General features: G+C 72.0%; 22 protein-coding genes and 1 pseudogene. 17 read left to right on the top strand and 6 right to left on the bottom strand.

Annotated elements, in window-relative coordinates; translation table 11 throughout:
* Positions 1-274: 274 nt before the first annotated feature.
* A complete protein-coding gene (locus QFZ76_RS11240; RefSeq protein WP_266442655.1) occupies positions 275-844 on the top strand; it encodes a helix-turn-helix domain-containing protein in 570 nt (189 codons plus the stop codon).
* Entirely contained in the window at positions 841-1,554 is a 714-nt protein-coding gene (locus tag QFZ76_RS11235; RefSeq protein WP_307673583.1) for a helical backbone metal receptor, read from the top strand. The genes QFZ76_RS11240 and QFZ76_RS11235 overlap by 4 nt, the downstream gene beginning before the upstream one ends.
* Here QFZ76_RS11235 and QFZ76_RS11230 read toward each other — a convergent pair.
* A complete protein-coding gene (locus QFZ76_RS11230) occupies positions 1,466-2,638 on the bottom strand; it encodes a TDT family transporter (protein WP_307673582.1) in 1,173 nt (390 codons plus the stop codon). The genes QFZ76_RS11235 and QFZ76_RS11230 overlap by 89 nt on opposite strands.
* 70 nt (positions 2,639-2,708) lie before the next feature.
* Here QFZ76_RS11230 and QFZ76_RS11225 point away from each other — a divergent pair, with 70 nt between their 5' ends.
* Positions 2,709-3,644: a LysR family transcriptional regulator gene (locus tag QFZ76_RS11225; protein WP_307673581.1), complete on the top strand. Its 936-nt coding sequence runs from the start codon at positions 2,709-2,711 to the stop codon at positions 3,642-3,644.
* Positions 3,645-3,751: 107 nt separating this feature from the next.
* On the opposite strand, the gene QFZ76_RS11220 is transcribed toward QFZ76_RS11225, so the two are convergent.
* Positions 3,752-4,438, bottom strand: coding sequence for a gamma-glutamyl-gamma-aminobutyrate hydrolase family protein (locus tag QFZ76_RS11220; RefSeq protein WP_307673580.1), 687 nt, complete (start codon positions 4,436-4,438; stop codon positions 3,752-3,754).
* Positions 4,439-4,545: 107 nt separating this feature from the next.
* A complete protein-coding gene (locus QFZ76_RS11215; RefSeq protein WP_307673579.1) occupies positions 4,546-5,280 on the bottom strand; it encodes a FadR/GntR family transcriptional regulator in 735 nt (244 codons plus the stop codon).
* A gap of 85 nt (positions 5,281-5,365) precedes the next feature.
* On the opposite strand from QFZ76_RS11215, the gene QFZ76_RS11210 reads away from it, so the two are divergent.
* The 4 genes from QFZ76_RS11210 to QFZ76_RS11195 are packed head-to-tail and all read left to right on the top strand — an operon-like array spanning position 5,366 to position 9,866.
* Positions 5,366-6,736, top strand: coding sequence for a glutamine synthetase family protein (locus tag QFZ76_RS11210; protein WP_307673578.1), 1,371 nt, complete (start codon positions 5,366-5,368; stop codon positions 6,734-6,736).
* Between the two features lie 8 nt (positions 6,737-6,744).
* Entirely contained in the window at positions 6,745-8,130 is a 1,386-nt protein-coding gene (locus tag QFZ76_RS11205; protein WP_307673577.1) for an aldehyde dehydrogenase, read from the top strand.
* Positions 8,127-8,927 (top strand): 3-oxoacyl-ACP reductase, encoded by an 801-nt coding sequence (locus QFZ76_RS11200; protein ID WP_307673576.1) that lies wholly within the window; start codon positions 8,127-8,129, stop codon positions 8,925-8,927. Before QFZ76_RS11205 ends, QFZ76_RS11200 begins: the two co-directional genes overlap by 4 nt.
* 27 nt (positions 8,928-8,954) lie before the next feature.
* Complete coding sequence (locus tag QFZ76_RS11195; RefSeq protein ID WP_307679984.1) at positions 8,955-9,866, top strand: DUF2510 domain-containing protein; 912 nt, start codon at positions 8,955-8,957, stop codon at positions 9,864-9,866.
* A gap of 1 nt (position 9,867) precedes the next feature.
* On the opposite strand, the gene QFZ76_RS11190 is transcribed toward QFZ76_RS11195, so the two are convergent.
* The gene (locus QFZ76_RS11190) at positions 9,868-11,070 is read right to left on the bottom strand and encodes an amino acid deaminase/aldolase (RefSeq protein WP_307673575.1); all 1,203 of its coding nucleotides are present in this window, start codon (positions 11,068-11,070) and stop codon (positions 9,868-9,870) included.
* A gap of 973 nt (positions 11,071-12,043) precedes the next feature.
* On the opposite strand from QFZ76_RS11190, the gene QFZ76_RS11185 reads away from it, so the two are divergent.
* Entirely contained in the window at positions 12,044-13,606 is a 1,563-nt protein-coding gene (locus QFZ76_RS11185; protein ID WP_307673574.1) for a hypothetical protein, read from the top strand.
* A 23-nt stretch (positions 13,607-13,629) separates the two neighbouring features.
* On the top strand, positions 13,630-14,805 hold the full coding sequence (gene mycP, locus QFZ76_RS11180) for a type VII secretion-associated serine protease mycosin (RefSeq protein WP_307673573.1): 1,176 nt from the start codon (positions 13,630-13,632) through the stop codon (positions 14,803-14,805).
* Positions 14,806-14,823: 18 nt separating this feature from the next.
* Here the strand turns inward: mycP and QFZ76_RS11175 are convergent, their stop codons facing one another.
* Complete coding sequence (locus tag QFZ76_RS11175; RefSeq protein ID WP_307673572.1) at positions 14,824-15,885, bottom strand: serine hydrolase; 1,062 nt, start codon at positions 15,883-15,885, stop codon at positions 14,824-14,826.
* Between the two features lie 150 nt (positions 15,886-16,035).
* Between QFZ76_RS11175 and QFZ76_RS11170 the strand changes: the two genes are divergently transcribed.
* Complete coding sequence (locus tag QFZ76_RS11170; RefSeq protein WP_307673571.1) at positions 16,036-16,767, top strand: SseB family protein; 732 nt, start codon at positions 16,036-16,038, stop codon at positions 16,765-16,767.
* Between the two features lies 1 nt (position 16,768).
* On the opposite strand, the gene QFZ76_RS11165 is transcribed toward QFZ76_RS11170, so the two are convergent.
* On the bottom strand, positions 16,769-17,143 hold the full coding sequence (locus QFZ76_RS11165) for a DUF1844 domain-containing protein (protein WP_266442690.1): 375 nt from the start codon (positions 17,141-17,143) through the stop codon (positions 16,769-16,771).
* A 348-nt stretch (positions 17,144-17,491) separates the two neighbouring features.
* On the opposite strand from QFZ76_RS11165, the pseudogene infC reads away from it, so the two are divergent.
* From infC to pheT, 7 genes and pseudogenes are all read left to right on the top strand, one after another.
* Positions 17,492-18,185 (top strand): annotated as a pseudogene (infC, locus tag QFZ76_RS11160) (translation initiation factor IF-3).
* A gap of 112 nt (positions 18,186-18,297) precedes the next feature.
* Positions 18,298-18,492, top strand: coding sequence for a 50S ribosomal protein L35 (gene rpmI / locus QFZ76_RS11155; protein WP_019065473.1), 195 nt, complete (start codon positions 18,298-18,300; stop codon positions 18,490-18,492).
* A gap of 112 nt (positions 18,493-18,604) precedes the next feature.
* Positions 18,605-18,988 carry a 50S ribosomal protein L20 gene (gene rplT, locus QFZ76_RS11150; RefSeq protein WP_007495403.1) on the top strand — a complete coding sequence of 128 codons (384 nt, stop codon included), beginning with the start codon at positions 18,605-18,607 and terminating at the stop codon, positions 18,986-18,988.
* Between the two features lie 161 nt (positions 18,989-19,149).
* Positions 19,150-19,995 (top strand): RNA methyltransferase, encoded by an 846-nt coding sequence (locus QFZ76_RS11145; RefSeq protein WP_307673570.1) that lies wholly within the window; start codon positions 19,150-19,152, stop codon positions 19,993-19,995.
* 52 nt (positions 19,996-20,047) lie between these two features.
* A complete protein-coding gene (locus QFZ76_RS11140) occupies positions 20,048-21,193 on the top strand; it encodes an ATP-binding protein (RefSeq protein ID WP_307673569.1) in 1,146 nt (381 codons plus the stop codon).
* A gap of 138 nt (positions 21,194-21,331) precedes the next feature.
* Positions 21,332-22,453, top strand: a complete 1,122-nt coding sequence (gene pheS, locus QFZ76_RS11135) for a phenylalanine--tRNA ligase subunit alpha (protein ID WP_307673568.1) — start codon at positions 21,332-21,334, stop codon at positions 22,451-22,453.
* Complete coding sequence (pheT, locus tag QFZ76_RS11130) at positions 22,453-24,963, top strand: phenylalanine--tRNA ligase subunit beta (RefSeq protein ID WP_307673567.1); 2,511 nt, start codon at positions 22,453-22,455, stop codon at positions 24,961-24,963. The genes pheS and pheT overlap by 1 nt, the downstream gene beginning before the upstream one ends.
* Positions 24,964-24,997 lie beyond the last annotated feature (34 nt).

Here is a 24,997-nt window from a genome sequence, read left to right as displayed (position 1 = left end):
CAATCACACAGAGCACGCATCCAAGGCCCTGACCGCTGTCCGGCCTGCTGTCGGCCTCTTCGTCGCGCAGAGGAAAACCGCGCCCGCCGACTCCGGGGAGCCGATCCGCTGGCGCGATCTGTGAGGTCCGGTGACACCGCGTGTGTCGTCGATGTGACGGGCGCATGAAACGGTTTGCCGAACCTGCGTAGGGTGCAGAGAACTCATCAAGAGCAGTGCGCCGAGCCGTGGCGCACGGGATGCGCACCGACGAGCGAAGGAGGGAGCCGGAGCGATGGGCGACCACAAAGAACAGCCCCTTCGGGTGGGCGCGGCAGTACGACGCCGGCGCCGGGCACTGGAGCTCACCCTCGCCGTCGTGGCGGAGCGCAGCGGCCTGTCGGTGCCCTTCCTGAGTCAGATCGAGAACGAGCGCGCGCGCCCCAGCCAGACCTCCCTGGAGAAGGTCGCCGACGCCCTGCGCACCACCGCCGTCGAACTCCTCGCGGCCGCCGACCCGGCGTGCAGCGTAGACGTCGTACGCTCCGAAGGGGTCGAGTCGGTGTACGAGCCGCGGGTGCGGTCCCTGGTGCGCGGTCACCACCAGATGCACGCCTCGGAGTTCACCGGCGACCATGACGCGGGCCGTGAATTCCAGTTCCGCAACGACCAGTTGATGTACGTCGCCGACGGTGCCGTGGAGATCGAGGCCGAGGGCCGCGCCTACCGGCTGGGCCGTGGCGACACGCTCTACCTGACCGGCGGTGTGCGGCACCGCTGGCGGGCGACGGTGGCCGACACCCGGGTGGTCGTCGTCGCCGTGGCCGAGCACATCGAGGCGGTCCGGGACCGGCCACGCCGGTGAGGGTCGTCTCGCTCGTGCCGTCCCTGACGGAGGCCGTGGCCGGGACCGGCACTCTGGTCGGCGCCACCGACTGGTGCACGCATCCGGCCGGTCTCGACGTCACCCGCGTCGGCGGCACCAAGAACCCGAAGGTCGACCGGATCCTCGCCCTCGCCCCCGACCTGGTGATCGCCAACGAGGAGGAGAACCGCGCCCCCGACCTGGCCGCCCTGCGGGAGGCGGGCGTCGAGGTGCTGGTGACCGAGGTGCAGGACGTGCCCGAGGCCTTCGTGGAGCTCCAACGAGTGCTTCAGGCGTGCGGGGCCGGGACCCGCCCGCGCTGGCTCGACGAGGCCGAGGAGGCCTGGTCGGCGCTACGACCGCCTGAGCGCCGTACGACAGCGGTCGTACCCATCTGGCGCCGGCCGTGGATGGTCCTGGGCCGGGACACCTTCGCGGGCGACGTGCTGGCCCGTCTCGGCGTCGACCACCTCTACGCGGGACACGCGGAACGCTATCCGCGGATCACCGTCGAGGAACTGCGGGCCGCCGCGCCGGACGTCGTCGTCCTCCCCGACGAGCCCTACCGCTTCACACCCGACGACGGCCCCGAGGCCTTCCCCGGGCTGCCCTGCGCGCTGGTCAGCGGGCGGCACCTGACGTGGTACGGGCCCTCGCTGGCCGAGGCGCCGCGGGTCCTTGGCGAGGCGCTGCGAGCAGCGAGCCGCTGAGCAGACCGCGCGCGGTGTGCACGGCGGCGGTGGCCCAGGCGGCGACGAGGACGACGTACAGGCCGACCGCGAGCCCGTCGTAGGCGAGGAGCCCGGTGTGCCGGGCCAGTGTCTCCGCGCCCGTCACGCAGGTGCCCACCGGGAAGGTGAACGCCCACCAGGTCATCGCGAAGCCCATACCCTGCCGCCGTGCGCGCAGGACATGCGTGGTCGCGAGCCCGAACCACAGCAGCGCGAAGCCCAGGACGGGAACGCCGTACAGGACCGCGAAGACACCGAAGCCCTCGCTGTAGGAAGCCGGTACGACCCCGGGCGCCACGTCCGCGAACTTGCCGACGGCGGTCGTGGACTGGCCGAGCGGGCCGAGCACCAGGAACAGCGTCGGGGTGAGGGCGAGGGGCAGGGGCCCGCCGGTGATCAGCCGCGCGAAGACCACCGGGAGCATGGCGAGGGTGGCGAGCAGGCTCAGCCCGAACAGGGCGAAGCAGGCGAGAAGCAGGGTTTCCCGCGGCTGACCGGGCGGCAGATGCGGCACGAGCAGCGGCCCGAGGGCCGCGGACACCATGGGCGCGACGACCGGCAACAGCCACACGGGCGTGGCCTGCCCGGGCGCCACACGATGGCGTACGGCCATCATGTACGGCACGGCGACGGCGGCCGCCAGCCCCACGAGCGTCCCGGCGGTGAACAGCACGGCGTCCAGAGCGACCGCCGCCTCGATGCCGATCCAGTCCCGGCCGACGGTGAGGGTGGCGCCGCCGACGGCGAGCAGGGCCATGGCGAGGCAGCCGTAGAAGGGAGCCACGGCCGGGTCGAGGAGGTGGGCGCGGGCCTGGTCGCGGTGGTGCCTCCAGTGCAGGGCGCGGGCGCAGAACAGGGCGAGGAGCAGCACCAGGGAGAGGGCCCAGACCGTCGTGCAGGCGGTGCGCAGGCCGGGGACCTGCCCGGGAAGGCCCGCTCCGGCGGTGGCGACGATGGCGGTGCCCATGACGGAGGCGTACCAGTTCGGTCCGAGGTGACGGACGGCGAGGGCGCGCGGCGGGTGTGCGGTGGCACGGGGCAAAGGCCGGGCTGCGGTGACCATGTGCCCACGGTCTCGCCGGAGGAGAGGCGCGACCAGGGAGTATGGGTCTATGAGGACATAAGCTGTCTTTATGAGTGGCGATGCGGAACAGGACAACTCCCGGTTCGGGACGGGCGGCTCGCTCTCGCACCGGGTGCCGGATCTCGGAGCACTGGAACTGCTGCTGGCGGTGGCGCGGCTCGGCAGTCTGGGCGGCGCGGCGCGCGAGCTGGGCATCACCCAGCCGGCCGCCAGCAGCCGGGTCCGCTCGATGGAACGCCAGCTGGGCGTGGCGCTGGTGGACCGTTCGCCGCGCGGCTCCCGGCTCACCGACGCCGGGGCGCTGGTCACCGACTGGGCGCGGCGGATCGTGGAGGCGTCGGAGGCCTTCGACGCGGGGGCGCAGGCCCTGCGCGACCGCCGGGACTCCCGGCTCCGGGTGGCGGCGAGCATGACGATCGCCGAGTACCTGTTGCCGGGCTGGCTGCTCGCGCTGCGCGCCCAGCGGCCGGACACCGCGGTGTCGCTGCTCGCGGGCAACTCGGCGGCGGTCGCGGAGCGGCTGCTGTCGGACGAGGCCGATCTGGGGTTCGTGGAGGGGCTCAGCGTCCCGACCGGCCTGGACTCGGTGGTCATCGCCCACGACCGCCTGATCGTGGTGACGGCGCCGGGGCATCCGTGGGCGCGCCGTCGCCGACCTGTGGAGGGCTCCGAACTGGCCGCGACCCCACTGATCCTGCGCGAGAAGGGCTCGGGCACGCGTCAGGTCCTCGACACGGCCCTGGGCGGCCTGGCGCGGCCGCTGATCGAGCTGTCGTCCACGACGGCGGTGAAGGCGGCGGTGGTCAGCGGGGCGGGGCCGGCGGTGCTCAGCGAGCTGGCCGTGCGGGAGGAGTTGGCGATGCGGAGGTTGGTGAGCGTGCCGGTGGAGGGGGTTTCACTGGCCCGGGACCTTCGAGCGGTGTGGCCTACGGGGCACCGGCCGGTCGGACCGGCCAGGGAACTGTTGTCGCTGACGCGCGGATAGGCGGGCGCTGCTGGCGGCTCCGCCCCCAGACCCCCGGGCCTATGCCCACCCATCACCCGACTCGGTGGGTCGAGAGGTGCTGTACAAAGGGAGTCGAGAGGTGCTCTCTACAAGGACGCCGCCTCCACCAGCGCCCGCATCACCCGCACGTCCTCGCCCATCTCCGGATGCCACTGCACGCCGACCACCCAGTGCGGGCCGGGCAGTTCGACCGCCTCCACCGTCCCGTCCGTCGCGTGCGCCGAGGCGATCAGGCCCGTGCCGAGGCGGTCCACCGCCTGGTGGTGGAAGGTGGGCACCGAGGTCTCCTCCGGAACGACATCGGCGTACGACGTGCCCGGCACGGGCTTGACGGGGTGCCGGCCGAAGTCCCCGGGCACCTCCGCGTGTCCGTCGATGTGCTGGACGAGGGTGCCGCCCAGGGCGACGTTCAGCAGTTGCATGCCCCGGCAGATGCCCAGCAGCGGGATCCCCGCGGCCAGGGCCGCCTCGACCAGGGCGAGCTCCCAGGCGTCCCGGGCGCGGGCGGGCGGTCCGGTGCGGGGGTCGGCCTGCGCGCCGTAGCGGACCGGTTCGACGTCCGGGCCGCCCGCGATCACCAGACCGTCGAGGCGGGCCACGGTCGCGGCGGCGTGCTCCGGCGCGTCCGGCGGGAGCAGGGCGGCCAGCCCGCCCGCGCGCTGCACGAGCCGCGGATACCCGGCGGGCAGCAGCGCGGCCTCCAGCTCCCACACGCCCCAGCGCGCCCTGGCCTCCAGGTACGTACTGACACCGATCAGCGGCCTGCCCGACATGTACCCCTCCGACCCCTCGATGGACTGCACTCGATCAACCGCGGCGAATCAACCGCAGCGAGTCAATGGACTGCTGTGAAACCTTTCCCTCACGGCAAGTCTCCTCCTCACGCCAGGAACCCCCGCAGCAGGGCCGCCGTCCCCGCACAGTGCTCCCGCATCATCTCCCGCGCCCCGTCCGCGTCCCCGTCGAGCACCGCCTCGACCAGCGCGGTGTGCTGACGCTGGGAGTGCTCGAGGTTGCGCACCAGGAGCGGGATGCAGTCGAGGAGGTCGCTCACCGAGGCCCGTACCGCCGCGTACTGCGCGGTCAGCGTCGGCGAGCCGCACAGCTCGGCGAGGGTGAGGTGGAGCAGGGTGTCCAGGCGGCGGTACTCGGACAGCGGGGCGTCCTGCGTGGCGGCCAGGGCGTCCCGCAGCCGCACCGCCTGCTCCGCCGAGAGGCCGTGCGTCGCGCACAGCCCCGCCGCCCCCACCTCAAGAACCTCCCGGAAGCGAAGGACGTCCTCGATGTCGACCTCGGCGATCCGCCGCCGCAGCTCGTCCTCGCCGCCCGCGTCCGTACGCGGCAGCACGAACGTTCCGCCGTACCGCCCGCGCCGCGACTCCACCAGCCCCTGGTCCTGGAGCACCTTGAGTACCTCGCGCAGCGTCACCCGGCTGATGCCGAGCCGCTCCGCCAGTTCCCGCTCCGCGGGCAGCCGCTCCCCGCCCGGCACCAGACCGAGCCGTACGACCTGGAGGATCTGCTCCAGGGCCTCCTCGAAGCCGTTGCCCGCCCGCACCGGCCGCAGCACCGGCGTCAGCCGGTCGTCCGGGCCGCCGTCAGCCTCCAGCGACATGTGGCCGTGCCCCCTTCCCAAGCAATGGTTCTCCGCAATACCTTATGGCTTCCGGCTGACCGAAGAAGCCGAAGGAGGCTTTCCAGTGGCAGACCGCACACCCCCGCTGAGCGTCGAGGAACTGCACACCCTCGTCGCCGGCGGTGAGATCGACACTGTCGTCCTGGCCTTTCCCGACATGCAGGGGCGGCTCCAGGGCAAGCGGTTCGCCGCCCGTTTCTTCCTCGACGAGGTCCTCCACCACGGCACCGAGGGCTGCAACTACCTCCTCGCCGTCGACACCGAGATGAACACCGTCGACGGTTATGAGATGTCCTCCTGGGATCGCGGCTACGGCGACTTCGCCATGCACCCCGACCTCAGCACGCTGCGCCGCGTCCCCTGGAACGCCGGTACGGCCATGCTCATGGCCGACCTCGCTTGGAACGACGGCTCACCGGTCGTCGCCGCCCCCCGCCAGATCCTGCGCCGCCAGCTGGAACGCCTCGCCGAGCACGGCTTCACCGCCCAGGTCGGCACCGAGCTGGAGTTCATCGTCTTCAAGGACAGCTACGAGCAGGCCTGGGACGCGAACTACCGGGGGCTGACCCCGGCCAACCAGTACAACATCGACTACTCGGTGCTCGGCACCGGCCGCATCGAACCCCTGCTGCGCCGCATCCGCAACGAGATGGCCGCCGCCGGCCTCACCGTCGAGTCCGCCAAGGGCGAGTGCAACCCCGGCCAGCACGAGATCGCCTTCCGCTACGACGACGCCCTGGTCACCTGCGACCAGCACGCCGTCTACAAGACCGGTACCAAGGAGATCGCCGCCCAGGAGGGCGTCTCGATCACCTTCATGGCCAAGTACAACGAGCGCGAGGGCAACTCCTGCCACATCCACCTCTCCCTCGCGGACGCGGCCGGAAACAACGCCATGGCCGGTTCCGCGCAGGACGAGGGCGGCATGTCCGACGTCATGCGCTACTTCCTCGCCGGGCAGCTGGCCGCCCTGAGGGACTTCTCTCTCCTCTACGCCCCCAACATCAACTCCTACAAGCGGTTCCAGCCGGGCTCCTTCGCGCCGACCGCCGTCGCCTGGGGCTACGACAACCGCACCTGCTCGCTGCGCGTGGTCGGCCACGGCCGCTCGATGCGCTTCGAGAACCGGCTGCCCGGCGGCGACGTCAACCCGTACCTCGCGGTGTCCGGGCTGGTCGCGGCCGGCCTGCACGGCATCGAGCAGAAGCTGGAACTTCCCGAGGCATGCTCGGGCAACGCCTACACGGCCGGCTTCGAGCACGTGCCGACCACCCTGCGCGAGGCCGCCGAGCTCTGGGAGAACAGTCCGATCGCCCGGGCCGCCTTCGGAGACGAGGTCGTCGCGCACTACCGCAACATGGCGCGCGTCGAACTGGACGCCTTCGACGCCGCGGTGACCGACTGGGAGCTGCGCCGCTCCTTCGAACGCTTGTGAGGCCCCTGTTGTCTGCCGAGTACACCCTGGACCTGGACGTACTGAACCCCGCGACCGAGGAGGTCGTCGCCACCGTCCCGGCCGCCACCGCCGCCGACGTGGACACGGCCGTCGTACACGCCACCAAGGCACAGGTCCGCTGGGCCGCCCTCGCGCCCGGCGACCGGGCCCGGCTGCTGCGCCGGTTCGCCGTCACCGTCGACGAACACCTCGAGGAGCTGGCGCGGCTGGAGGTCCGGGAGGCGGGCCACACCATCGGCAACGCCCGCTGGGAGGCGGGCAACGTACGCGACCTGCTCGACTACGCGGCCGGGGGAGTGGAACGGCTGACCGGACGCCAGATCCCGGTCCCCGGCGGCCTCGACGTCACGATCCTCGAACCGCTGGGAGTCGTCGGCGTCATCGCCCCCTGGAACTTCCCGATGCCGATCGCGGCCTGGGGCACCGCCCCGGCGCTCGCCGCGGGCAACGCGGTGATCCTCAAGCCCGCCGAGACGACCCCGCTGACCGCCCTGCGGCTGGCCGAACTCGCCCTGGAGGCGGGCCTGCCCGAAGGGCTCTTCCAGGTACTGCCCGGCCACGGTCCCGTCGCCGGCAACGCGCTCGTCGAGCACCCCGGCGTGGCGAAGATCGTCTTCACCGGGTCGACGGCCGTGGGCAAACAGGTGCTGGCGAAGGGCTCCGCGCTGCTCAAGCGCGTCACCCTCGAACTCGGCGGCAAGAGCCCCAACATCGTCTTCGCCGACGCCGACCTCGAAGCCGCCGCCGCGGCGGCTCCCATGGCCTTCCTCGACAACTCCGGCCAGGACTGCTGCGCCCGCACCCGCATCCTGGTCCAGCGCTCCGCCTACGACCGCTTCCTCGACCTGCTGGCCCCCGGGATCGAGTCGGTCCGCGTCGGCGACCCGGCCGACGAGCAGACCCAGATGGGCCCGCTGATCTCCAAGGTCCAGCTGGAACGGGTGCGTTCCTACGTGACGGACGATCTGCACGGCATCCGCGGCAAGGCCCCCGAAGGCCCCGGATTCTGGTTCCCGCCCACCCTCCTCACCGGCGTCGACCCGCACGCGCGCGTGGCCGTCGAGGAGGTCTTCGGCCCGGTCGCCGTCGTCCTGCCCTTCGAGGACGAGGCGGAGGCCGTGGCCCTGGCCAACGCCACCGACTACGGCCTCGCCGGCTCCATCTGGACCCGGGACGTCGGCCGCGCCCTGCGCGTCTCCCAGGCGGTCCGTGCGGGCAACCTGTCCGTCAACTCGCACTCCAGCGTCCGCTACTGGACGCCCTTCGGCGGCTTCAAGCAGTCCGGCCTCGGCCGCGAACTCGGCCCGGACGCCCTGACCGCCTTCACCGAAACCAAGAACGTCTTCATCAGTACGGAGGGCCCCGCACAGTGACGTCATCCCCCCAGTCCACCGACGCCATCATCTGCCGCCGCCTGGTCGGCCGTACCGCCGTCATCACCGGAGCCGGCAGCGGCATCGGCCTCGCCACCGCCCGCCGGCTCGCCTCCGAGGGCGCGCACGTCGTCTGCGGCGACGTCGACGAGGCCCGCGGCAAGGCGGCCGCCGACGAGATCGGCGGGATCTTCGTGAAGGTCGACGTCACCGACCCCGAGCAGGTCGAGGCGCTGTTCAAGACGGCGTACGACACCTACGGCAGCGTCGACATCGCCTTCAACAACGCGGGCATCTCCCCGCCCGACGACGACTCCATCCTGGAGACCGGCCTGGAGGCCTGGAAGCGCGTCCAGGAGGTCAACCTGACCTCCGTCTACCTGTGCTGCAAGGCCGCGATCCCGTACATGCGGCGCCAGGGCAGGGGCTCCATCATCAACACGGCGTCCTTCGTGGCCCGGATGGGCGCGGCGACCTCGCAGATCTCGTACACGGCGTCCAAGGGTGGCGTCCTGGCCATGTCCCGGGAACTGGGCGTGCAGTTCGCGCGGGAGGGCATCCGCGTCAACGCCCTCTGCCCCGGACCGGTCAACACCCCCCTGCTCCAGGAGCTGTTCGCCAAGGACCCGGAGCGGGCCGCCCGTCGTCTCGTGCACATTCCGCTCGGCCGGTTCGCCGAGGCCGACGAGATCGCCGCCGCCGTCGCCTTCCTGGCCAGCGACGACTCCTCCTTCGTGAACGCCACCGACTTCCTGGTGGACGGCGGAATCTCGGGGGCGTACGTCACGCCGCTCTAGCCCGCGCCCTACAGTGCCGGGATGAGCATGACGCCCCCGCCCGGCTGGTACCCCGACCCCCAGGCTCCCCACCTGGAGCGCTGGTGGGACGGGGCGGTATGGACCGAACACCTGCGCGCACCCGAGGTGCCCGGACCGCCGCAGCCGGCCGGCGGGGTGTCCGGGCGCGCCAAGGCGGTCGCCCTCACGACCGCCGCCGTCGTCCTGGTCGCCGCGATCGTCACCGGGGTGGCCGTACTCGGCGAGGACGACGACGGCGGCGGCCCGGCGACCGGCGCCCTGCCGACGTCCGTCCCGTCCACCGACCTCCCCACGCCCACGCCGACGCAGACCACCTCCGAACCGCCCGCCGACCCGGACGCCGTGCCGGACGTCGTGGTGGACGAACTCAACGGCATCACCCTGCCGTTGCCCGACGGCTGGACCCCGCCGAAGAACGTGGCCGAGGACGACGTCGTCATGACCACGGACGACGGGACGTACGAGTGCCCGGCCGGCGTCGGCCTGTGCCGGCACGGCCTCGTCCTCACCCGCACGGTCACCGAGAACGACGAGAAGTCCCCCGAGGCCCTCGTCAAGCAGGACATCCCGGACGCGGCCGACGCGGCATACGACCGTGACAGTCTCGACCGGCGCCTCTACGGCGGCATCGCATCGCACCGGACCGTCAAGTCCGGACCGGTCGCGGTGGCCGGACGCGCCGGGTACTTCGTGCGCTGGCGGGTCAAGACGGCCGACGGGCCCGGCGGTTACGTGCAGTCCCTGGCCTTCCCGTCCAGCGTCGGCAGCGAGTCCCCGGTGATCGTGCGGTTCGTCTTCGACGCCGGTCCCGACGGCCCGCCGCTCGCCGACATGGACCGGATCACCAAGGGGATCCGGTCGATCGGCGACGCGGACACGGGCGGCGGCGTGGGCAGCAGCATCGGTCCGACCGGCTGACCTACAGGAACGTCCGGCCCTCGCCCCGATACGTCGGGACGGTCGCCGTCACCGCGTCCCCCTCGATCAGGTGCAGCATGTCGAACCGCTCACACAGCTCACCGGCCTTGGCGTGCCGGAACCACACCCTGTCGCCGAGCAGGAGGTCGTCGGCCGGGGAGCCGAGCAGGGGCGTCTGGACCTCGCCGGGCCCCTCCTGCGGGTCGTACTTCAGCCCCTCCGGCAGGTACGGCACCGGCAACCGGTCGGGTCCGGCCGCGCCCGAGGCGGGATAGCCGCCGCCGAGGACGGTCACGACCCCGACCCCCGGCCGCCGGACGACGGGCTGGGCGAACAGCGCCGCCGGACGACCGCTGAAGGACGTGTAGTTGTCGAACAGCCGCGGTACGTACAGCCCCGACCCGGCGCCGATCTCGGTGACCGCGTCCTCCGCGGCGGTGTGCTGCACACTGCCCGTGCCACCGCCGTTCACGAACTCCAGGTCCGGCACGACGGCCCGGACCGCGCGCACCACGTCGCCGCGCCGCTCGGCGAGTTCCTTGCGGGCGGTGGCCTGCATCAGCCGCACGGCACGCGACCGCAGCGGCCGCCCGGCGACCGCGTCACCGACACCGGCGATGTGCCCCTCGTACGCCATGATCCCGACGACCTTGAACCCCGGCCGCCGGACCACGGCCCGGGCCATGTCGGCGACCTGGGCGGGGGAGTGCAGCGGGGAGCGCAGGGCGCCGACCCGCACCCGGCCCCCGAACAGCTTCAGCGAGGTGTCCAACTCCAGGCAGACCCGCACCACTTCGCGCCCGCCGTCGCGCGCCTCGTCGATGAACCCGAGCTGCGCCGGGTCGTCGACCATCACCGTCACGGCGGCGGCGAGCTTGGGATCGGCGGCCAGTTCGGCGAAGCCGGCGCGGTCGGCGGAGGGATAGGCGAGCAGGATGTCGTCGAACCCGCTCCGCGCCAGCCACAGGGACTCGGCGAGCGTGAACGACATGATTCCCGCGAACCCGTCCTTCGCGAGCACCCGCTCCAGCAGGGCCCGGCAGCGTACGGACTTGCTGGCGACCCGGACCGGCTTGCCCCCGGCGCGGCGGACGAGATCGTCCGCGTTCGCGTCGAAGGCATCGAGGTCCACGATCGCGAGAGGGGCGTCGAAATGGGCGGTGGCCCGGTCGTAACGGGCCCGGTCGGCGGCGCGCGCAGTCATGAACGCAGCCTGCCAGACTGGATTACCGCAGGGTAGGGGGACGTTCCGGGCAGATGCCCCGGGCTCGTGGACTGGTGCCCGTTCGCCCAGGAACAACCCGTAGAGTGACGCGCACGCACGGAGGGCGTCCCGCCCCCGGTCGCAGGCCCGCGCCGGGATGCCGGAACCCCCGTGCGGGTATGCGTGCCCGGACGGCAAAATCCGCTCCGGGCGGGCCACGAGGACAACGGCCCGCGTACGAGGAGACGGCCCGGGCACGAGGAAACGGGGGGTGGCCCGCATGAGCACAGAAGCACGCCGCCCCGCGGTCCCCCCACGCCCCACCGAACCGCCTACGGCGGGCGATGGCGAGGGCGACGATCCGGGCCGACAGGAGCTCGCCGACGTGAGCGGAGACCGAACCGACGGCTTGCTCCGGCAGGAGACCGGTGACGCGGACCGGGAACACCCGGACGCGACGGGCCGTCCGGAGGCCGGGGACCGGGGCGTGACCTGGGCCGGGGACGATGGTCGGGTTGGGTTGGACGGGTTGGGTCGGTCGGAGTTCGACGCGTCGGGCCGGTCGGGGTTCGGCGGGTCGGGTCAGTCGGGGTTCGGCGGATCGGGCAGGTCAGGGGTCGATGGCTCGGGTCGGTCCGGGTTCGATGGGTCGGGTTGGTCGGCGTTCGACAGGTCGAGCCGGTCGGAGTTTGACGGCTCGGGACGATCTGGTGCCGGTGAAGCGGGCCGATCGGCATCCGGTGAGGCGGGGCAAGGGTCGTCCGAGAGGCCGGGACGAGAGCGGTCCGGTGAAGCGGGCACCTCCGGGTCCCAGGACATCCGGCCCCGTTTCCCGAACCTGCGCACGCCCTCCCCCCGTGGCGCCGCCCCCGCGAGCCCGCCGCCGCCCAAAGCCTCCGCCCGCTTCCCGGACATCCCACCGACGACGTCTACGTCGGGTTCCGTGCCGTCCCGACCTGGTACCGAGCCCTCCGTGCCGGGCTTGGTGCCGCCGCCGCGCCCGAACGCCGCGACTCCCGCGTCGGGTTCCGTGCCGCCCCGCCCCAGCCACCGCCCCGCGATACCGCCGCGCCGTACCGGCCCACCCGCCGAGACCGCGGCGGAGACGACCTTCCGGCTGCGTCCGATCTCCGCGGAGCTGCCCCCCGAGGTGAACACCCACCGGGGTGCGAACCCCGCCGAGCCCGTACGCCGCCCCGGCTTCCCCCCGCGGCCCGCCCACGAGCCGCCGGCCCCGGGCCGCACCGACCCGCCCCGCACTTCCCCGGCATCCACCGGCCAGGAAAGCGACGCGCGCACGTCTTCGCCGACCTCCGGTTCCGGAAGCGACCGGCGCACGTCTTCGCCGACCTCCGGTTCCGGAAACGGCCCGCGCACGTCTTCGTCGGCCCCCGGCCCCGGCCCCGGAAACGGCCCGCGCACCCCTTCGGCATCGAACGGTCCCGCGAGCGCCTCCCGCATCCCTTCGGCGCCCACGGTTCCACCGAGCGCGTCCATCCCGCTGCCCCCCACCGCGCCCGCGAGCGCCTCCCGTATCCCCGCGCCGCCCACCGGTCCCGCGAGCGCGTCCCGCATCCCGCCGCGCCCCACCGCTCCGCCAAGCACCCCGCGCACCCCGTCGGCGCCCACCACCCCGCCCCCGGACGCCACCACCCTGAACCCGGACCCGTCTCTCTCCTGGAGCGCCCCCATGGCGCCGGGCGGAGCACCCGGTTCGGAGCGGCCCGTGATTTCGTTCGGGGAGCCGGAGGGGTACGACGAGAGGGCGCGGCCCCGGTCGCTCAGGGGGCGGTCGCGGATCGCCGTCGTGGCCGCCTGTGTCGTGCTCGGGCTGGGGCTCATCGGTGGTGCCGTGACCGGGAGTTGGCTCAGCGGGGAATCGGGGGAGGCCGGGGCAGACGACACCTTCGCCACGGCCCGCGATCTCTGGCACAGCATCCCGGTCGATCAGCTGTTCCCACCCACGGTCGAGGGCCAGGGCGCCGGCCCGGGCGGCGCCGACCGGACGTGGACACGTATCGCCGTCGCGCCCGACAGCGGCTGCCAGAACGCCTTCGACCCGCTGCTGCGCAAGGCGCTCTCGACCGTCGGCTGTGCCCGCCTCCTGCGCGCCACCTACACCGACGCCACCCAGAGCTACGTCACCACCGTCGGCCTCCTCTTCACCAAGGCCGACGCCGCCGCCATGAGTGCCCTCGGCAAGCGGTTCAAGGACGAGGGCCTCGGCAGCCGCACCGACCTCATGCCCCGGCCGTACGCCGCCAAGGACACCGTCGCCGCAGGCTTCGGCACCGAGCAGCGCGCTTCCTGGACCGTCTCCGTCCTCACCGACGCCCCCGTCGTCGTCTACGCGGTCTCGGGCTGGGCGGACGGCCGTACCGTCGACACCCCGCAGCCCGCCGCCGAGGCCATGAAGTCCGGTGCGAACACCGCGCCCGCCCAGGCCGGCCTCGGCAACGAGGCGCAGGGCCTCGCCGACCGCGTCGAACGCGGACTGCGCAAGACCGTCAGCTCGCCCTCGGAGAAGCCTTCATGAGCCGCACGAGCCCTATGAGTCGCATGAGCGTCAGGACCCGCAGGGTCGGCCTCCTCAGCGTCCTGCTCGCCGCCTCGGTCGCCCTCGTCCCGCCCACCGCCGCGCACGCCGACGGCATACGCGCCAAGCAATGGGCCCTGGACGCCATGCACACCCAGGAGGCCTGGCGCACCACCAAGGGCGCGGGCGTCACCGTCGCCGTCCTGGACACCGGCGTCGAGGCCGACCACCCCGACCTCGACGGCAACGTCCTCACCGGCAAGGACATGATCGGCTTCGGCGCGAAGGACGGCGACCGCGCCTGGGCCCGCCACGGCACCGCGATGGCCGGCATCATCGCCGGCCACGGACACGGCGCGGGCAACGGCGACGGCGTCCTGGGCATCGCCCCCGAGGCCAAGATCCTCCCCGTCCGCGTGATCCTCGAGGACGGCGACCCGGCCCGCACCAAGGCCCGCAACACCCGTGGCAACGCCCTCGCCGAAGGCATCCGCTGGGCCGCCGACCACGGCGCCGACGTCATCAACCTCTCCCTCGGCGACGACTCCGCCTCCGCCCACCCCGAACCCGCCGAGGACGAGGCCGTCCAGTACGCCCTGAAGAAGGGCTCCGCCGTCGTCGCCTCGGCCGGCAACGGCGGCGAGAAGGGCGACCACATCTCCTACCCGGCCGCCTACCCGGGCGTGATCGCCGCGACCGCCGTCGACCGCTTCGGCACCCGCGCATCCTTCTCCACCCGCCGCTGGTACGCCACGGTCAGCGCCCCCGGCGTCGACGTCGTCATCGCCGACCCCGACCACAAGTACTACGAGGGCTGGGGGACGAGCGCCGCCTCCGCCTTCGTCTCCGGCGCGGTCGCGCTCATCAGGGCCGCCCACCCGGACCTGACCCCCGCCCAGGTCAAGAAGCTCCTGGAGGACACGGCCCGCAACGCCCCGACCGACGGCCGCGACGACTCCCGCGGCTTCGGCTTCATCGACCCCGCGGCCGCCCTGTCCGAGGCCGACCGCCTCAAGTCGGAGGGCCTCCAGGCCGCCGCCTACGGGGACAGGTACTTCGGCTCCGGCCCCGACGCCGCCGAGTCCGACAACGACACCGCCGACTGGGCGGCACCCCTCGCGGGCGGCCTCGGCGGAGTACTCCTCATCGCGGCGGTGGTCGTGTGGCGCGGCCGCCGCGAGCGGTACGAGGACTTCTAGGTCCACGCACGGCTGCGACTAGGGGGAGACAGTCGCCGAAGCCGAAGCCGAAGCCGAAGCCGAAGCTGAAGCCGACGCGCCATCCCCCGCGAACACCGACACCGCCGCCCTCGCCGCCGCCTCCGCCAGCGAAATCCCCTTCGCCCGCGTCGAGTTGCCCTTCGACAGCACCGCGACCAGATAGTCGTGGCCGGCCACCGTCACCCGCCCGATGCTGTTGATGTCCCACAGCCCGGTCGTGCTGCGCGGCAGCCAGCCGTTCTTCAGGGCCCACCCGGAACCGTCCGCCGCGGCCGACACCCCCCAGTGCTGGTCGACGGCTATCTGCCCCATCAGCCCCTGGAGGTACGTCCGCGAGGCCTCGCTCAGCTCCGAATCGTCCCCGAACACCTGCTGGAGCAGGGTGAGTTGGTCGGCGGCGGTGGTCTGGGTCAGTCCCCACAGCATGTCGTCGCCGCCCTCGGTGTCCGTGAGCCCGAGCCGCTCGTTCGCGGCGTCGAGCCCGTTCGCCTTCCCGATGATCCGCCACAGGGCCGACGCGGAGGCGTTGTCGCTGTTCTCGATCATCGAGGTGGCGTACGACTTCTCCTGCGCGGTGAGATGCCGGTCCGAGTCCTGTGCCTGGAGCAGCAGCGTCGCCAGGATGTCGACCTTGACGATGCTCGCCGTGTCGAAGGCGCCGTCGCCGTACGAGGCGCTCTCGCCGGAGTCCGGGTCGAGCACGGCCGCGGACACGACTGCGCTGTCCTCCACGCTCACCGACTTCATGGCGTCGGCCAGCACGTCGTCGTGGTCGACGGTCGGTTTCGCCACAGGTTCCACGGATGTCTCCCCGTTCGCCGCAGCCGACGCCGCGGCCAGGCCCGACGACGAGGACGAGGAAGATGACGAGACCGATGACGAGGCCGACGGAGTCACCGACGATACGGCGCTCGTACCGGAGTGCGCCTGCGCCTTCACGTACACGGTCCCGGCCGCCGTACCGCCGACGACGGCGACGGAGGCGAGCGCGGTGTACATCAGGGTCCGACGCCGGAACTGCCGGGAGGGGCGGCTGAGGTCGGCTCTGGAAGACTCCATGCCCGCGATGCTCGCGGCCCCGACTGTGCGGGCCGTTAGACGAACGTTAGATGTGTGTCAGGGATATCTGAGAAACCCGTGAAAGTCGTCACGGGCAGGTTTCCGGGCCCGCACAAGCCCAGCAGGATCCCCCCTATAGGGTCGGTGACCGTGGCGAACAAGAACATTCCCGACCCCGGCTTCTCCGACGACGACGGCTCGGCCGACCCCCGGCTGAGTGCGGCGCTCGCCGCCTGGGCCGAGGACCGCACCGCCGCGGGACCCGTCCTGGAGGCCCTCAAGGGCGCCCGGCTCCTCGTCCCGGTGGTGGCCGTCCTCGGTGAGGTCGAGGAGGACGAGAACGGGCTGCGCCGCGAGAAGACCAGCGACATGGCCGTACCCACCCTGAAGGCCGGCACCCGCACCGCCCTGCCCGCCTTCACCTCCACCGAGTCGCTGGCCCGCTGGGACCCGGCGGCCCGCCCCGTCGCCGTACCGCTGCACCAGGCGCTCCAGGCCGCCGCGCACGAGAAGGCGGACACGGTCCTGCTGGACCTGGCCGGCCCGGTGCCGTTCGAGCTGACGGGGGCCGCGCTGCTGGCGCTGGCGGAGGGCCGTACGACCACGGATCCGCTCGCCGACCCGGCCGTCGTCGAGGCCGTACGGGACGCCGTGGCCGCCGAGCCCGCCGTACTGCGCGCCCACCTCGGGCCGGGACAGGCCGACGGCACCCTCGCCCTCGTTCTGGACGCGTCCACACCGCCCGCCGAGGCCGCCCGGGCCCTCGCGCAGCGGCTGGCCGCCGACGAAACGCTGAGGGCCCGCCTGGTGCGCGGCCTCGACCTGGCGCTGCTGCCGGCCGGGGCGACGCCGCCGGGCGAGCCCTTGTACGTACGTCCCTGAATCAGCCGTAGATCGGGCCGGTGTACTTCTCACCGGGGCCCTGGCCCGGCTCGTCCCGGACGAGCGACGCCTCGCGGAACGCCAGCTGCAGCGACTTCAGGCCGTCGCGCAGCGGGGACGCGTGGAAGGAGCTGATCTCGGTCGCGCTCGCGTCCAGCAGGCCGGCGAGGGCGTGCACCAGCTTGCGGGCCTCGTCCAGGTCCTTGTACTTGTCGCCCTCCTCCGTCAGCCCGAGCTTCACGGCGGCGGCGCTCATCAGGTTGACGGCGACCGTCACGATCACCTCGACGGCGGGGACCTCGGCGATGTCGCGGGTCATGTCGTCGAAGTCGGGGCCCGCGGCGGACTCGGCGGACTCGGCAGGGGTGTCACTCATGCCCCACACGATAGGCCCCGGTGCACGGCGGTTCGCACCACCCCCGGGTTGCTGCTAACCTTGTGTGACGACCGGCCGGATACACGTGTGTAAGTGTGACTGGCCCACAAGTGGAGGCTCCGATCTCCCACCTGACCGTCCCCCGGGACGGCGGGTCACCCCGGTCAGGCGGCCACCATCGTTCCGTACGGACGATGGAGTCGCCCGAATGTGCGCCCCGCGGCATCACCGCGGCGGTGCTCCGGTAGTGCTTGGAGCCCCGCCTTGTGATCGTCCGGGGCATTTTTTGTGCTTCGGCGCGGTTAGGTCTGTCTAACAGAGACAAACGCGGCCGTCCGCCAGATGGCCGTGTGGTGCTAACCGAGGAGGATCCATCAGCGCCGAGCCCCGCATCAACGACCGGATTCGCGTTCCAGAGGTGCGACTTGTCGGTCCCAGTGGCGAGCAAGTGGGCATTGTCCCCCTGGCCAAGGCACTGGAGCTTGCGCAGGAGTACGACCTGGACCTGGTCGAGGTGGCGGCGACCGCCCGTCCGCCTGTGTGCAAGCTCATGGACTACGGGAAGTTCAAGTACGAGTCGGCCATGAAGGCCCGTGAGGCGCGCAAGAACCAGGCGCACACGGTCATCAAGGAGATGAAGCTCCGGCCGAAGATCGACCCGCACGACTATGACACCAAGAAGGGTCACGTCGTTCGGTTCCTCAAGCAGGGCGACAAGGTCAAGATCACGATCATGTTCCGTGGTCGCGAGCAGTCCCGGCCGGAACTCGGCTACCGACTGCTGCAGCGTCTCGCGGAGGACGTGGCCGACCTCGGGTTCGTGGAGTCGAACCCGAAGCAGGACGGCCGAAACATGATCATGGTCCTCGGTCCGCACAAGAAGAAGACCGAGGCGATGGCCGAGGCCCGCCAGGCCCAGGAAGCCCGCAAGGCAGAAGCGAAGGCCAACCCCGGCAAGTCGCAGAACGCCGCGGAGTCCGAGGATGCCGAGGGTGCCGAGGAAGAAGTCGAGGCTCAGGCCGAGGCTCCCGCCGAGGCGTGATCCCGGGGGACGCGAGTCCCCGAGGACGTAACCGATACAAGAGCGACGCTCCACAGTGCCCGGTTTTCGTGACCGGGCACCGGAGCGCCACCGACGAGGAGAGAACGGCGCTATGCCGAAGAACAAGTCGCACAGCGGTGCCAGCAAGCGCTTCAAGATCACCGGCTCCGGCAAGGTGCTCCGAGAGCGTGCCGGCAAGCGCCACCTGCTCGAGCACAAGTCGTCCCGCGTTACGCGTCGCCTCACCGGCAACGCCGAGATGGCCCCGGGCGACGCCAAGAAGATCAAGAAGCTTCTCGGCAAGTGACGCGGCGGCGCGGTTGATCCTCCGATCACCCAGCGCCGTACGTCTGGACCGGGACCCAATCGATTTCGGGCCGTGTGAAGACCACCACGGCCCCGCTACAAGGAGTTAACAAGTGGCACGCGTCAAGCGGGCAGTCAACGCCCACAAGAAGCGCCGGGCGATCCTCGAGGCGGCCTCCGGCTACCGCGGTCAGCGTTCGCGCCTGTACCGCAAGGCCAAGGAGCAGGTCACCCACTCGCTGGTCTACAACTACAACGACCGCAAGAAGCGCAAGGGTGACTTCCGCCAGCTGTGGATCCAGCGCATCAACGCCGCTGCCCGCGCCAACGGCATCACGTACAACCGCTTCATCCAGGGCCTGAAGGCGGCGAACGTCGAGGTCGACCGCAAGATCCTGGCCGAGCTGGCCGTCAACGACGCCGGTGCCTTCGCGGCGCTCGTCGAGGTGGCCCAGAAGGCGCTGCCGAGCGACGTCAACGCGCCGAAGGCTGCGTGACGCCAGCGCTGGCTTTGGCCGACGTGACTTTCGGACCCGTAGGCTTTGAGGCCTGCGGGTCCGTTGCGTTCCCTGGTGTACCGGTGGGTTCGGCACCGCCGAATTCCGCCGTCGTGGTCGATCGCCGTTGCGGCGGAAAGTAGTTGCTGAAGGTGAGTCCCGTGCCCGTCACCCCCGAGCTCATCTCCCCGCGGTCCCCCCGCGTCCTCGCCGCCCGGCGGCTTGCCAAGCGGAACTTCCGGGGGAAGGAGCGGCTGTTTCTCGCGGAGGGGCCGCAGGCTGTGCGGGAGGCGGCGGCGCACGCGGACACGCTGGTCGAGCTCTTCGCCACGCCGGACGCGGCGGAGCGGTACGCCGACATCATCGGTGAGGCCCGTGCCGCGGGGGCGCGGGTGCACCTCGCCGACGAGCAGGTCATCGCCGACATCTCCACGACCGTCACCCCGCAGGGCCTCGTCGGGATCTGCCGGTTCCTCGACACGCCCTTCGAGGACATCCTCGACGCCCGGCCCAAGCTGGTCGCCGTGCTCGCGCACGTGCGCGACCCCGGGAACGCCGGCACCGTCCTGCGGTGCGCCGACGCCGCCGGTGCCGAGGCCGTCGTCCTGACCGACGCCTCCGTCGACCTGTACAACCCCAAGGCCGTGCGGGCCTCCGTGGGCTCCCTCTTCCACCTCCCCGTCGCCGTCGGTGTGCCCGTCGAGCGGGCCGTGGCCGGTCTGAAGGACGCCGGGGTGCGCATCCTCGCCGCCGACGGCGCCGGGACGGACGACCTCGACGACGAGCTCGACAAGGGAACCATGGGCGGGCCGACCGCCTGGGTGTTCGGGAACGAGGCCTGGGGACTCCCCGAGGAGACCCGCGCACTCGCGGACGCCGTGGTGCGCGTTCCGATCCACGGGAAGGCCGAGAGCCTGAACCTGGCCACCGCCGCCGCCGTATGTCTCTATGCGTCAGCCCGTGCACAGCGCGCCTCCGGAGGGTGCCGCTCCGTCACCGAGAGCTAGTAGGGTGACCAGCTCGGGAGCCCCTCAGACGCCTGAGAGGTGGGGTACGGGGATGAGCGTCGGCACGAGCAGCGCACCGGAAGCACGGGACGTACGGCGCCCGCCCGCGTCCCGGCCCGGTGATCTCGCCGAGCTCGGCATCGATCCCGACCAGTTGCCCGACGGACTGGTCGTCGCGGACGAGCACGGGCACGTGATCTGTTTCAACGCCGCCGCGGCCAGGATCACCGACCTGCCCGCCGAGGACGCCCTCGGCCGGCGGCTGGAGAAGGCTTTGCCGTTAGAGGACCTGGAGGGCAGGCGCTGGTGGCAGCTGACCGATCCGTACGGCGGGCTCGCCATCAGGGTGGGGCAGCCCGAGTGCAATCTGCTGCTTCCCGGGGGGCGTGAGGTGCTGGTCTCCGCGAAGTACGTGCGCACCCGTCCCACCGGACCCGTCCGCCGGGTCGTCGTCTCCCTCCGCGACACCGAGGCCCGCCGCCGCACCGAGCGCAGCCACGCCGAACTGATCGCCACCGTCGCGCACGAACTGCGCTCGCCGCTCACCTCGGTCAAGGGGTTCACGGCCACCCTGCTCGCCAAGTGGGAACGCTTCACCGACGACCAGAAGCGGCTGATGCTGGAGACCGTCGACGCCGACGCCGACCGGGTCACCCGGCTCATCGCCGAGCTGCTCGACATCTCCCGGATCGACTCCGGGCGACTGGAACTCAGGCGCCAGCCCGTCGACATCGGTGCCGCCGTCGGGCGGCACATCCAGGCGTACGTCGCCGCGGGCCTGGCCGCCGACCGGTTCCTGCTGCGCCTCGAACAGCCGCTGCCCGCCCTGTGGGCCGACCCCGACAAGATCGACCAGGTGCTCAGCAACCTGCTGGAAAATGCGGTGCGGCACGGCGAGGGAACCGTCACGATTGACATCACGGCTACGGCGTCTCCCCGTGAGGGGGAAGGCCATGAAAACGCTGCTACGTCGGTCACGGTGAGCGACGAGGGGTCCGGCATCCCGGAGGAGTCCATGAACCGCGTCTTCACCCGCTTCTGGCGGGGCAGCAAGCGCGGCGGCACCGGCCTCGGGCTCTACATCGTCAAGGGCATCGTCGAGGCCCACGGCGGCACCATCACGGTCGGCCGCGCCCCCGGCGGCGGCGCCGAGTTCCGATTTACGTTGCCCGTGAGCGCTCCGGCCTACCTGACCTGAGCAGCCCGCGGGCGCATTCGTCCATCCCCACCCCGTTAGACTCGGCCTTTGGCACCTTTGTGTCCCGAAGCCGGCGACGATTCGTCCATGGATCGGTGACGGGGACCTCCAGCCAGCCAATCGGAAGCACGGGAAGAGATGTCGGCACCGAACAAGTCGTACGACCCTGTCGAGGTCGAGGCGTTGAAACCGGAAGAGATCGAGCGCATGCGGGACGAGGCGCTTGCCGCCTTCACCGCCGCCGATTCCCTCGACGCGCTCCAGGAGGCCAAGGTCGCCCACACCGGCGGCACCTCGCCGCTGGCCCTCGCCAACCGCGAGATCGGCGCCCTGCCCCCGCACGCCAAGGCCGAGGCCGGCAAGCGCGTGGGCCAGGCCCGTGGCGCGGTGAACAAGGCCCTCACCGCCCGCCAGGTGGAGCTGGAGGCCGAGCGTGACCAGCGGGTGCTGGTCGAGGAGGCGGTGGACGTCACGCTGCCGTACGACCGCGTACCGGCCGGCGCCCGCCACCCGCTCACCACGCTCTCCGAGCGCATCGAGGACGTCTTCGTGGCCATGGGCTACGAGGTCGCCGAGGGCCCGCAGGTCGAGGCCGAGTGGTTCAACTTCGACGCGCTCAACATCGGCCCGGACCACCCGGCCCGCGGCGAGGCCGACACGTTCTTCGTGCAGGGCCAGGGCGGCGGCACCGAGTCCGGCGTCGTGCTGCGCACCCACACCTCGCCCGTGCAGATCCGCTCCCTGCTGGAGCGCGAGCTGCCGGTCTACGTGATCTGCCCCGGCCGCGTGTACCGCACCGACGAGCTGGACGCCACGCACACGCCCGTCTTCCACCAGGTCGAGCTCCTCGCCATCGACGAGGGCCTGACCATGGCCGACCTCAAGGGCACCCTGGACCACATGGTCCAGTCGCTGTTCGGCGAGGGCATGAAGACCCGGCTGCGGCCCAACTTCTTCCCGTTCACCGAGCCGTCCGCCGAGATGGACATGGTGTGTTACGTCTGCCGCGGCGAGTCCGTCGGCAACCCGGACCGGCCCTGCCGCACCTGCTCCAGCGAGGGCTGGATCGAGCTCGGCGGCTGCGGCATGGTCAACCCCAAGGTGCTGACCGCCTGCGGCGTCGACCCGGAGAAGTACAGCGGCTTCGCCTTCGGGTTCGGTATCGAGCGGATGCTGATGTTCCGCCACAACGTCGAGGACATGCGAGACATGGTCGAGGGTGACGTCCGGTTCACCCGGCCGTTCGGGATGGAGATCTGATGCGGGTCCCGCTTTCCTGGCTGCGGGAGTACGTCGACCTGCCGGCCACTCAGACCGGGCGTGACGTCCAGGCCAAGCTCATTTCGGCCGGTCTCGAGGTCGAGACCGTCGAGCACCTTGGCGCCGACCTCAAGGGCCCCCTCGTCGTCGGCCAGGTGCTGACCATCGAGGAGCTGGAGGGCTTCAAGAAGCCGATCCGCTTCTGCACGGTCGACGTCGGCCAGGCCAACGGCACCGGCGAGCCACAGGAGATCGTCTGCGGCGCCCGCAACTTCGCGGTCGGCGACAAGGTCGTCGTGGTGCTCCCCGGCGCCACGCTGCCCGGCGGCTTCTCGATCGCCGCCCGCAAGACGTACGGCAAGACGTCCCACGGCATGATCTGCTCCGGCGACGAGCTGGGCATGGGCGACGACGGCAGCCACGGCATCATCGTGCTGCCGCCGGAGACCGAGGTCGGCAAGGACGCCATCGAGCTGCTCGAACTGGTCGACGAGGTCCTGGACATCGCCGTCACCGCCAACCGCGGCGACTGTCTGTCCATCCGCGGCGTCGCCCGCGAGACCGCCATCGCCTACGGCCTGCCGCTGAGCGACCCGGCACTGCTCGACGTCCCCGGGCCGAACGCCTTCGGCTACCCGGTACAGGTCCTCGACCCCGTCGGCTGCGACCGCTTCACGGCCCGCACCGTCACCGGCCTGAGCCCCGAGGCGCGCTCCCCGATCTGGCTCCAGCGCCGGCTGCAGAAGGTCGGCATGCGCCCGATCTCGCTCGCCGTCGACGTCACGAACTACGTGATGATGGAGCTCGGCCAGCCACTGCACGCCTACGACCGCTCCCTCGTCCAGGGCACCATCGGCGTCCGCCGGGCCGAGGAGGGCGAGAAGATCGTCACCCTCGACGGCGTCACCCGCACCCTGCACGCCGAGGACCTGGTGATCACCGACGAGCGCGGCCCGATCGGCCTCGCCGGTGTCATGGGCGGCGCCAACACGGAGATCGCCGATCACACCGAGGCCGAGGGCACGACCGACATCGTGATCGAGGCCGCGCACTTCAACGCGGTCTCCATCGCCCGTACGGCCCGCCGCCACAAGCTGTCCTCCGAGGCGTCCAAGCGCTTCGAGCGCGGCGTCGACCCGCAGGCGGCCTCCGCCGCCGCCCAGCGCACCGTCGACCTTCTGGTGCTGCTCGCGGGCGGCACCGCCGAGGCCGGCGTCACCGAGGTCATCTCGCCGTCCGCGCCGCACACCATCGCCGTCGCGGCCGACCACCCGGACAAGGTCGCGGGTGTCGAGTACGGCCGCGAGACCGTCGTACGCCGCCTCCAGGAGGTCGGCTGCGACGTGTACGGGCAGGACGAGCTGATCGTCACCGGGCCGTCCTGGCGGCCCGACCTCGCCGAGGTCAACGACCTGGCCGAAGAGGTCATCCGGCTGGAGGGCTACGAGAACCTGCCCTCCACGCTGCCCAAGCCGCCGTCCGGCCGCGGTCTGACCCACCGGCAGCGGCTGCACCGCCGCGTCGGCCGGGTGCTGGCCGGTGCCGGGTACGTCGAGGCGCCGAACTACCCGTTCGTCAGCGAGCAGGTCTTCGACCAGCTCGGCCTCGCGGCCGACGACCCGGCCCGCCGGGTCGTCACGCTGGTCAACCCGCTCAACGACGAGGAGCCGGCCCTTCGTACGTCGCTGCTGCCGGGCCTGCTCGGTGCCTTGCGGCGCAACGACGGCCGGGGCTCGCACGACGCGGCGTTGTTCGAGACCGGTCTGGTCTTCCTCCCGCGCGAGGAGCAGCGGGTCGCCGTCTCGCCGCCCGTCGACCGGCGTCCGACCGACGAGGAGATCGCGGAGCTGAACGCCGCGCTGCCCGAACAGCCGCGGCACGTCGCCGCCGTCCTGGCGGGCTCCCGCGAGCAGGCCGGCTGGTGGGGCAAGGGCCGGCCGGCCGACTGGGCCGACGCGATCGAGGCGGCGCGCACGGTGGCGCGTGAGGCCGGTGCCGAACTGGTCGTCCGCAGCGGGCAGTACGGGCCGTGGCACCCGGGGCGGTGCGCCGAGCTGGCGGTCGTCGCGGACGGTGCCGAGCGGGTTGTCGGTCACGCGGGTGAGCTGCACCCGCGGGTGCTGAAGGCGCTGGGCCTGCCCGCACGCACCTGTGCGATGGAGCTGGACCTGGATGCGGTGGAGCAGGTGGGCGACGCGATTCCGCAGGCGCCGAGCATCTCGACGTTCCCCGTCGCCACGCAGGATGTCGCGCTGGTGGTCGACAAGTTCGTACCGCACGCCGATGTGGAGGCCTCGCTGCGTGAGGGTGCGGGCGAACTGCTGGAGGCGATCCGGTTGTTCGACGTGTACGAGAACGCCGAGCAGCTCGGTGAGGGCAAGAAGTCGCTGGCCTATGCGTTGCGGTTCCGGGCGGTCGACCGGACGCTGACCGTGGATGAGGCGTCGGCGGCCCGGGATGCGGCGGTTGCGCTGGCGGGTGAGCGTACGGGGGCGGTTCTGCGGAGTTAGCTGCGTCGCGCAGTTCCCCGCGCCCCTAGTGGGG

This window comes from Streptomyces sp. V4I2, assembly GCF_030817655.1.
GTDB classification, from domain to species: Bacteria; Actinomycetota; Actinomycetes; order Streptomycetales; family Streptomycetaceae; genus Streptomyces; species Streptomyces plumbiresistens.
Note: the sequence above shows the minus strand (reverse complement) of the source record. Positions and strands in the feature narration are given on the sequence as shown.